9 protein-coding genes are annotated in these 9,625 nt (G+C 69.7%); 2 read left to right on the forward strand and 7 right to left on the reverse strand.

All coding sequences use genetic code 11. The annotated features are described in order from the left end of the window. Nucleotides 1-610: 610 nt before the first annotated feature. The 6 genes from ABZT06_RS49805 to ABZT06_RS49830 all read right to left on the reverse strand — a co-directional run bounded on the left by ABZT06_RS49805 (nt 611) and on the right by ABZT06_RS49830 (nt 6,423). Nucleotides 611-1,444, reverse strand: a complete 834-nt coding sequence (locus ABZT06_RS49805) for an ABC transporter permease subunit (RefSeq protein WP_355756384.1) — start codon at nt 1,442-1,444, stop codon at nt 611-613. Then, nucleotides 1,441-2,220, reverse strand: coding sequence for an ABC transporter permease subunit (locus ABZT06_RS49810; RefSeq protein ID WP_355756387.1), 780 nt, complete (start codon nt 2,218-2,220; stop codon nt 1,441-1,443). Before ABZT06_RS49810 ends, ABZT06_RS49805 begins: the two co-directional genes overlap by 4 nt. Continuing rightward, complete coding sequence (locus tag ABZT06_RS49815; RefSeq protein WP_355756389.1) at nt 2,217-3,101, reverse strand: ABC transporter ATP-binding protein; 885 nt, start codon at nt 3,099-3,101, stop codon at nt 2,217-2,219. Before ABZT06_RS49815 ends, ABZT06_RS49810 begins: the two co-directional genes overlap by 4 nt. An 80-nt stretch (nt 3,102-3,181) precedes the next feature. Then, the gene (locus ABZT06_RS49820; RefSeq protein ID WP_355756391.1) at nt 3,182-4,285 is read right to left on the reverse strand and encodes an ABC transporter substrate-binding protein; all 1,104 of its coding nucleotides are present in this window, start codon (nt 4,283-4,285) and stop codon (nt 3,182-3,184) included. Between the two features lie 131 nt (nt 4,286-4,416). Further along, nucleotides 4,417-5,373 carry a PDR/VanB family oxidoreductase gene (locus ABZT06_RS49825; RefSeq protein ID WP_355756393.1) on the reverse strand — a complete coding sequence of 319 codons (957 nt, stop codon included), beginning with the start codon at nt 5,371-5,373 and terminating at the stop codon, nt 4,417-4,419. 9 nt (nt 5,374-5,382) lie between these two features. Next, nucleotides 5,383-6,423 (reverse strand): aromatic ring-hydroxylating dioxygenase subunit alpha, encoded by a 1,041-nt coding sequence (locus ABZT06_RS49830; protein ID WP_355756396.1) that lies wholly within the window; start codon nt 6,421-6,423, stop codon nt 5,383-5,385. A gap of 515 nt (nt 6,424-6,938) precedes the next feature. Here ABZT06_RS49830 and ABZT06_RS49835 point away from each other — a divergent pair. Continuing rightward, nucleotides 6,939-7,541 (forward strand): TetR/AcrR family transcriptional regulator, encoded by a 603-nt coding sequence (locus ABZT06_RS49835; RefSeq protein WP_355756399.1) that lies wholly within the window; start codon nt 6,939-6,941, stop codon nt 7,539-7,541. Between the two features lie 56 nt (nt 7,542-7,597). Here ABZT06_RS49835 and ABZT06_RS49840 read toward each other — a convergent pair whose 3' ends face one another. Next, nucleotides 7,598-8,371, reverse strand: coding sequence for a TauD/TfdA family dioxygenase (locus ABZT06_RS49840; RefSeq protein WP_355756402.1), 774 nt, complete (start codon nt 8,369-8,371; stop codon nt 7,598-7,600). Nucleotides 8,372-8,760: 389 nt separating this feature from the next. Here ABZT06_RS49840 and ABZT06_RS49845 point away from each other — a divergent pair, with 389 nt between their 5' ends. Further along, nucleotides 8,761-9,525 carry an Lrp/AsnC family transcriptional regulator gene (locus ABZT06_RS49845; RefSeq protein ID WP_355756405.1) on the forward strand — a complete coding sequence of 255 codons (765 nt, stop codon included), beginning with the start codon at nt 8,761-8,763 and terminating at the stop codon, nt 9,523-9,525. The last annotated feature ends 100 nt before the right edge of the window (nt 9,526-9,625 follow it).

Genomic DNA, 9,625 nt, shown 5'->3' on the forward strand with positions numbered 1-9,625 from the left:
CTGACCTGCGGCGGAGTAGTTGTCTAAGGTTGCCGCTCTCGGTCCGGGCGACTGGTCTGCGGGTCGTCCCCAAGACCCAGGGGCCGTACAGGGGCAGGGAGGGCGCGGCCGGGGTCAGGCCGAGAGTGCTTCCGGGCCGATTTCGTTGTTCCGTTTGCTGGTTCGGCGGCATGGGGCTGCCGTCCACCGCGCGGACTGTCGAGTGCCGCACCGGCACTGGAGGCGGCGCGGATGCCGGTGCGTCTGGCAGACAGGCGCGAGGCCAGGGGAACGGCCCGAAGAGGAAACGGCCCCATGGACGGCGCACCGCGTTCATCAGGGCTGAGCCATGTGCGGTCAGCGCACGAGCTGGATCGCATACAGCGTGCCGATGCCGGTGGCGCGGGTGCCGAGCAGGAGCCGGGGTGGGGTGTCGGGCAGGTGGGGTTGGAGGCGGGCGCCGAGGTAGCCGCCGACCGGGCCTCCGGCACCGCAGCAGAAGTCCAGGAGCCGGCCGGGGCGACCTCGCTGCGCCCAGGGAGAGCAGCGGCACCAAGCTGTGGAAAAGATCGAAGCCCGCTCAAGGCGCCGTAGCACATGGCGCAGGTCTCCAGGCGCAGGCGGGCCGGGGTCAGGTGCCCGGGCGGATGTTGGGTGCGAAGCGGGCCAGGGCGACGGTCTCGATGGCCGCGATGATGTTGTACGCCAGTGCGGACACCGCGGTGAGGACCGCGACCGAGGCCCAGAGGTGGTCGTAGTCGAAGGTGGAGGAGTCCTTGAGCATGGCGTAGCCGAGGCCTTGTCCGGTGGAGAGCCATTCGGCGAGCATCGCGCCGATCAGGGCTCCAGGGACGCCGATGCGGGCACTGGCGAAGAACGCGGGGACCGCGCTGGGCAGCATGACCTTGCGAGCGACGGTCCAGCCTCCGGCGCCGTATGCGCGGCACAGGTCGGCGGCCTGGCGGGAGGCGGAGCGCAGGCCGAAGGCCATGGTGACCAGGGCGGGGAAGAAGACGATCAGGCCGCTGATGACGGTGGTGGCCATCAGGCCGCGACCGAAGACGAGCGTGATGAGCGGGGTCATCGCCACCAAGGGCACGGAGCGTACGACGACCGCCATCGGAAGCAGGGCCTGCTCGACGCTGCGGAAGAGGACGAAGACGACCGCCACACCCACCGCCGCCGCCAGCCCGGCGACGAAGCCCAACCCGGCGTCCAGCAGCGTGCGGCCCAGACCGGAGGAGACCAGGGAGCGATGGGCGCCCGCGTCCGCGCCCGTGAACAGGTAGTGGAAGATGTCGACCGGTGACTTGGCCACCAGGGGGTCCAGGTCGTAGGCCTGCAGGAAGATGATCCACAGGACGACGACGGCCGCCATCGTCACGACCACGTTCAGCAGCGGGCGCAGCACGCCCGCCGCGAAGCGCAACGCGGGGGCCCTGTGCGTCTGTGTCGCGGTGCTCATGCGTGTCCGCCTTCCACTGTCGTCGTGCGCGACCACGGCAGGGCGTAGCGGGCGACGAGCCCGACCGCGCCGTACGCGAGGCCTGCCACCGCGCCCGAGACCAGGGCGATGCCCCAGGTGCGGGGCACGTCGAGCTGCTGCTGGGCGATGGTCATGGCGATGCCGAGGCCGCTGTCGACCCGGCCGAGATACTCGCCGATGATCGCGCCGAGCAGCGCCGCCGGACCGGCGATCTTGAGTGCGGCCAGCGTGCTGGGCAGCGCGGCGATCAGGCGGACCCGCAGCATCTGCTGCCAGCGGCCGCCGCCGTAGGCGCGTACCAGGTCGAGCGCAGCCGCGTCGGCCGAGCGCAGCCCGAGCAGTGCGCCGATCAGGGTGGTGAAGAAGACCGACAGCCCGGCCATCGCCGACATCGGCTTGTCCCCGTCGAGGACGAGGGACAGGATCGGGCCGATCGCCACGATGGGCAGGCAGTACGAGGCCACCGCGATCTGCGTGATCACCCGCTCCAGCACGGGCACCAGCAGCACCAGGATCGCCAGGCCCAGCGCCAGCCCGTTGCCGACCAGATAGCCGGTCAGGGCCTCGCCGACGGTCTGCTCGACATGCGGACTGTAGAAGGTCCAGCCGTCGTCGAACACGCTCGCCACGACCGCCCAGGGGGTGGGCACGCCGTCCCCGGTGCCGACGACCGTGGTGGACAGCAGCGACCACGCCCCGATCAGAGCCGCGATGCCGAGGGCCCCGCCGATCCAGGCGGAACGCCGCGCACTCATGACGCCTCCACTGCGGGACCGTGAGCGTCGGCGGCGCTGTTGGCAGGCGGGTCGGCGGGCGGGTCGACGCGGCCGAACAGGAGTTCCGACAACTGGTCGGCGTACGCGTGGAACTCGGGCGAGCGCATCATCTCCGGTGTGCGGGGACGCGGCAGGTCGATGGTGACCTTCTCCACGATCCGGCCCGGACGGGGCGACATGACCGCGACGGTGTCGCTCAGCAGCACGGCCTCGTTGATGGAATGCGTGACGAGCAGGGTGGTCACCGCGCGGGCCTGCCAGATGCGCTGGAGTTCGAGGTTGAGCCGCTGGCGGGTCATGTCGTCCAGCGCGCCGAACGGTTCGTCCAGCAGCAGCACCTTGGGGTCGACGACCAGCGAGCGGGCGATGGCGACGCGTTGCCGCATGCCACCGGAGAGCTGGGCGGGGCGTGCCTTCTCGAAGCCTTCGAGGCCGACCAGCTGGATGAGGTCGGAGATCGCCGCCGGGTCGGCCTTGATGCCGCTGATCTCCAGCGGGAGGCGGATGTTGGCGGCGACCGAGCGCCACGGCAGCAGCGCGGCGTCCTGGAAGGCTATGCCCAGGTGGTGCCGTTTGCGGGCCGCCTCCGGGTCCTCGCCGTGCACGAGGGCCGTACCGGAGGTCGGGCTGTCGAGCCCCGCGAGGATCCGCAGAACGGTCGACTTGCCGCAGCCCGACGGCCCCAGCAGCGCGAGGAACTGCCCCTCAGTCGTGTCCAGGTCGACGCCGGCCAGTGCGGGTACGCGCTGTCGGCCGAGCTTGAACTCCTTGCTCAGCCCGCGCAGGGACAGCCCGGTGCCGGTATCGGCCGACCCTCCGGAGTCATCGGATGCTTCGGGAACGGCTGCTGCGGTACTCATCAGTTGACCTCTGTGTGCGGTGCGGGTGGGGGAAGCCGGTACCGGCGGGCCGATAGGGCCGCACCGGTACCGCCGGCGCCTCAGATGAGGCTGGGGTCTTCCTTGTAGACCTCTTCGATGATCGAGAGGTCGAAGAGCTTGTCGGCGGTGATGTCGAGGCCGCCGTACTTCAGCGTCTTGATGTTCTCGTCGATCAGCGCCTGCGTGATCGTGAACAGGCCGTTCTTCTTGGTGTCGGCGCTCACCATCAGCTCGCTCTCGTCCTTGGACTCAAGGGTCTGCTCCTTGGTCGTCAGCCCGAGCCCCTTGCCGTACGTCTCGGCCGCGAGCTTCGCGCCGAGCGCCGGGTCGGCGATGTTCGCCTTCCAGCCCTTGATCTCCGCGCGCAGGAACGCCTTGAGCAGGTCACGCTGCTTGTCGATGGTGTCCTGGCGGACGATGTACGTCTCCGAGACCAGCGGATAGCCGGTGTCGGCGAGCAGCATCGTGGCGACCTTGAAGCCCTTCAGACGCAGCGAGTTCGGCTCGTTGGTCACGAAGGAGAACCAGCCGTCCACGGTGCCCTGGGTCAGGGGCAGCGGGTCGAACTGCACCGGTACCTTCGTGATCTTCGACTCGTCGAGCCCGGTCGCCTTGATGTACGCCGCCCACACGGACTCGTTGCCCGCCTGGACTCCGATCTTCTTGCCGTACATGTCCTCCGGCTTGGCTATCGGGGCCTTGGCCATCGACATGATGCAGAACGGGTTCTTCTGGTACTGCGCACCGATGATCTTCAGTGGAGCGCCCTTGGCGACGGCCGCGCCCGTGATGTCGGGGGCGCTGATCGCCACGAGCGCCTTCTTGGTGACGACGTCCGTCTCCATCGGCGTCGCGGACGGGCCGCCGCCTATCAGCGTGGCCTTCGAGAAGCCCTCGTCCGTGTAGTAGCCCTTGCTGTCCGCGATGTAGCTGCCCGCGAACTCGACGTTCTTGATCCACGACAGCCGGAGCGTCAGCTCACCGAAACTCTTGGAACCGGAGGAGGCGGGGGAGGAGGCCGAGGACGAGTCCGAATCGCCGCACGCGGCGAGCAGCGGACCGCCGAGCAGGACGGCACCGCCCAACTGCAGTCCCCGTCTGAGGAAGAGACGGCGGTCGGGGGCGGCGAACGCTCTGTCGTCACTGTTCGAACTTGTGGTCATGGCGCGCTTTCCTTTCACAGGCCGGGTCGGCACCGGCTCCTGGCTGACATGAGGAACATGGGTGGGGCGAGGCCCGGACAATGCCGGGCCGGTCTCCGGTCGAGCGGTCGCCCGGGATACGGGATCCCGGGTCAGAGGTCGAGGAGGAGTTCGGGGGTGCGGGCGCGGGAGCAGCAGGTGGTGATCCGGTCGCCCGCCGCGCGTTCGTCTGGGGACCGGACCTCGTCGCGGTGGTCGGGTTCGCCGGCCAGGACGGGGGTCGGGCAGGCGCTGCAGATGCCCTGCTCGCAGGAGAGGCCGACCTCGACGCCGTGGGCGGTGAGGACCTCGGCGATGGTGCGGTCTGCGGGGACGGGACAGCCGGTGCCGGTGCTCGCGATCCGTACGGTGAACGCGGTGGCGTCTCCGGCTTCGACTCCGGTTCCGGTTCCGGTTCCGGCTTCGGCTTCGACTCCGGTTCCGGTTTCGGCGGATGGCGGAGCCGCCGGGGCGAAGCGTTCGGTGTGAAGCTGCCCGGGGTGCCGGCCCGCGGCGGGCGCCTCGGCCACGACGTGGGTCATGAAGCCGTCGGGCCCGCAGACATGGACGGCCGTGTCCGCTTCCGGGACCTGTGGTTCGGCGGGCAGCCCCGCGCGGACGGTGTCCCCCTGCTCGCTGTGGTGGACCCCTGCCCGCTCGCCGGGAGCGGAGGTCTGGAGCCGCTCCGGCAGGGGGGCCTCCGCCGCGCCGGAGGTGTAGTGGTGCTGGACGAACGACGCTCCCCGCGCGGCCAGGTCTTCGGCCATCGACAGCAGGGGTGTGCTGCCGATACCGGCCGCGACGAGCACGTGATGCCCGGCCGTCACGAGCGGGAAGTGGTTGCGCGGGGGCGAGATCCGTAGCCGTCGGCCCACGGTGAGCTCACGGTGCAGGGTGCGGGAGCCGCCCCGGCCTGCATCGTCACGCCGTGCGCAGAACACGTAACGGCCTTTTTCGGCGCCCGCCTCGAAGGACGGCGGGGCCTCGCCGTCCGCCACCCGGAGTTCGTGACTGTGGCTGGTGCCGGAGGCGAGGTAGATCGTGTGGACGATGACGTCGAGTGGCTGCACGGTGGGCCCCTACGCGGTGAAGAAGTGGCTCAGGCCCAGGTCGCGCAGTCCGCGGCGGTAGGCGATGGAGCTGCGGTCGGCGGGGATGTTCACTTCCAGTCTCGGGTCGAGGGGGAGGTTCTCGGGTTTCTGGACCTCGACGACCGCACGGTCCTCCTCGAAGACCGTGCGGTTGAAGTCGTATACGGCCTGGACGGGCTGGTCGGTGTCGAAGTTGCGGGCGATGGGGGCGAACATGCGGGTCTGGCGAGCGGAGACGGGGGAGGCGGCGTTCATGATGTTGAGCAGCCCGCCGTCGGGGAAGTGCACGACGAGCGTGGCCGTGAACGGCAGGTGCACGTCGAAGTGGCGCAGCCACCGGAAGCCGGGCGGGGCCTCCTTGGTGCCGTGCGGGTAGTTGCTGACGGTGCTCCAGTAGTCGACGGAGTGGCCGTACTGGTGGCGTACCGGGGTGTATTCGGGGACCTCGGTGTTGTCGGGGTCGCCGAAGGAGTCGAGGTGGACGAAGCCGAAGTGTGCGACGTCGAGGAAGCCCTCGACCTGGCGGCCGGCGAATGCGGCGATGTCGATCCAGGGGCAGTTGATCTGCTGGAAGTCCGCCTCGTCCCAGTGGGCCATGGCCGGGATCACCGGGGCCGTGTCGGGCTCGGGGCGCAGGCAGGTCCACACCAGCCCGTACCGCTCGACGACGGGGTAGGTCCGCAGGTTCAGCCGGGACGGGATCTTCGACTCCGGATGGGCCGGCACCTGCACGCACCGCCCGACGTCACCGAAGCGCAGCCCGTGATACGCGCAGGTGATGCCGTTCCCGTCGCCGCGGCCGAGGCTCAGCGGCACCCCGCGGTGCGGGCAGATGTCGTGGGCCACGACCACATCGCCGCCCACCCGATAGGCCACCAGGGTCTCGTCGAGCAGGCGCACGGCGGTCGGCGCGTCGCCGATCTCGCTCGACAGGGCGACCGGGTACCAGTGCCGGGCGAGGATCGCCCAGTCGTCGGCATCGAACGTGCAGCCGCGGGGCAGGGCAGGCCGGGGTGGAGCAGTGGTCATGCGAAATCCTTCTGCGTGGCGCGGCTGGTAACGGCCGGACAGACACCTGTGAAGCGCGCACGCCGGTACGGCGGCGGGACACGTGCGAGGCGAAAGAGTGCGGTCCCGGGGTGGAGGCACCGTGGAACCGCAGACCGGGCAGGGCGCCGGGCGCGGTCATCGGTACGAGGTCAGGTGTGAGAGCCCTCGGACTCCGGATGTGAACCGTGCGCCACGCGTCCGCGCGTCCAGGCCGACTGGTGGGCACGGCACCGGAGGTCCGTGCTGCACGCGCTGACGAAGCTCATCGCGCATCCCTCCGTGCTCAGTGCCGACTGTCTGCCGCCGGACGACCAAGCCGAGACTGACGTACAGAGATTGCCCTGTCATTCCGTGTTTGTTACTTACGGGTTCCATGCCCGGTTTGGGTCAGGGCGCCGCAGCGAGCGCCCGCGGAAGGCCGCCGTGTCCGTGAGTGTCCCGTCGGCCCCTGGCCGCTCGGTTACGTCCATTGAGCTGCGGGTAATGTGCCGGCCATGCCCGATACCCCGGCCCTGTCCGAACGTGGTCGCCTGCTGAGGCTGACCGCGGACTACGTCCTGGAGCACGGCGTCGCGGACTTGACCCTGCGCAAGCTCGGCAGCGCGATCGGCACCAACAATCGCATGCTGCTGTACTACTTCGGCTCCAAGGAGGAGCTGATCACGGCCGCGCTGGCCGAGGCGAGCGGGCGCTTCCCGATTCTCAGCGAGGCGTTCGTCATCATGGACGACCAGCTGCGCCCGCTGCGCGAGCGGATCGCCGCGGCCTGGGACGCGGTGGCGGCAGCCGAGAACCTGCCGTTCCACCGGACCTTCTTCGAGGTACTGGGCCTGGCCGCGCATCAACGCGGCCGGTTCGACAGCTTCCTGGGGTCGGTGGGCAGCGAGTGGCGCGAACGAATCGCAGTCTCGCTGGGCGGCGACGTGCCGGAGGCCACTGCGGACGACCTGGCCCGGGAACTGGTCGCGTTGTGGCGCGGCCTGCAACTGGACCTGATCACCTCGGGCGACCGGGCCGGGACCGATCGGGTGATCGCGTCCGCCGCCGAGTCGATCGCCCGGCGGGCGGCGACGGCCGCCGCCGCTCCTGGACCCTGATTTCTACATATCCAGATCCTGATATCCCGTCACATCTCCCTGGAATGACGGAGTTTTCACGATGCCATCGGGATCCGTGGGACGACGATGTCCAGCGGACCGTCCGGAACCGCGACCGCGTCCTGGCTCCAGCCCCAGATCGAGCAGACCTTGCGCAGGGGGTCGCTGTACCCGTCCCTGCCGTGCAGCACCCGGTAGTTGTCGATGCAGATCATCTCACCCGGGCCCACCCGGAACATCGGCCCGCTGTCACGGGCCGCGACGACCGCGTCCTGCCAGGCGCGCACATACGTCCAGTGCTCCTGCTCCAACGGGCCCTCGACCGGCGCGAGATAGGGATGGTGACGGCCCTGGAAGCGGCCCGACGGGGTCCGCCGGACGATCGGCGAGAAGCCGTGCTGCGGGTAGTTGGGCTCGGAGTGGTCGATGTCGACAGTGCGGCAGAAGTCGGCGAGCGTGGCGGTGCCGGGATCGGCGGCCAGCAGGTCCAGCAGCCGGGTGGTGTCGATCAGGAAGGAGTCACCGCCGCCGGCCGCGGGCCGCTCGCACCACAGGAACAGATGGTCAGGGGCGTAGTCACCGAAAGCGAAGCCGTCGTTGTGGGCGACCATTCGCTCCTCGGCCGAGCCGCTGGCGTCGCGTTTGCGGCCGCGCCTGTCGGCGGGCTGCGCCTTCATCTGCATCCCCTCGACCCGGGCGCTCTCCTTCGTCGCCTCGAACTGGGTGCCGCAACGCACGGCCCGGTCCCCCATGATCGCGCGGCCCATCGCGACCGCCTTCTCCTCGTCCGCCAGCCCGGTCACAATGGCCGCGCCCTCGGTGGCGAGCACCTCCGCCGCCTCTTGTGGCCGGTGACTTTGCGGGGAATGAAACTTGCGGAGCTGACGTCCGGCACAGCGCCTCCTGAAGCCCGCGGAACCAAGCCTGACTGAACCAACCGGTTCAATCAGAGTAGAAGCCGCATGTTTCCCCAACGTGACGTGCTCGCGTGCTTTGGAGTTGCCCACGCGAACCGTGATCGCGGTGCGGTCCTCGACCGCGGTGGGCACGGCCTCGTCATCCCGCCCGCGGATACAACGGGGCAAGCTACCGGGCCAGCATCAAGCCGGCCCTGCGCTGCACGCCCGACGCCGCCGAGCAGCTGGCGGGCGCACTCGCCCGGCGCCCCGACACCGCCTACGTCAGCGTGATCTCAGGCGGCACCGAAGTGATGTGCGCGATGAAGCCGCACACCCGTCAGGCCAGGGACGAACTCCTCCTCGACCGCCTCCCACGCACCCCGCGCGTCACCTCGGTCAGCGCCCACTGCCTGCTCCACCACTTCTACGGCGGCCCGCTCGGCTGGCTCCGCAGGATCAACGCCCTCAGCCCCGACGAACAGGCCGCCCTCAGCCCGCCGCCAGTCGAACCGGCCACCACCCCCGCCGTCCTGGACGACGCCGACGAGGCCCTGCTCGCCGTACTCAGCCGCGACGGACGCGCCCCGCTCACCGAACTGCAGGCGCGCACCAACCTGCCGGAATCGGCAGTCAGACGACGTCAGGACCGCCTGCGCTCCACCGGAGTCCTCTACCTGGACGTGCAGTTCAACCACGAGTACCTCGGTCACGACGTCGTCGCCATGCTCTGGCTCACCGTCGCCCCAGCCTCCCTCGGCGACGTCGGCCGCACCCTCGCCTCCCATCCCGAGGTGCGCTTCGCCGCAGCCACCACCGGCCAGGCCAACATTCGCCGCCACCCTCCACCCCGGCACCGGCGACCTGTACACCTACCTCAGCGAGAAGATCGGAGCCCTGGACGGAGCCCACTCCATCGAAACCGCACTCACCCTGCGAGAGGTCAGGCAACTCACTTACGAGCCTGCCTCCTGACGTGGAACTGGGCGGACGCTCCTGCTGTGGTAGGCGTCCAACTCATCAGCCCTAAGGGGCCATTGAGGGGCCACAAGGACGGGAGCAGACCGACAAGCACTGCGCAGGGCTGACGCTAATCAGCACGTCTGACCTGCAAGAACGGCGTGAATCGGCAATGATCGGCAAGGGCCGTCAAGATCCCCAGTGGACTCATAATCCGTCGGCTGTGGG

Origin of the sequence: Streptomyces sp. NPDC005483 (assembly GCF_040606035.1) — a bacterium.
Lineage (GTDB): Bacteria > Actinomycetota > Actinomycetes > Streptomycetales > Streptomycetaceae > Streptomyces.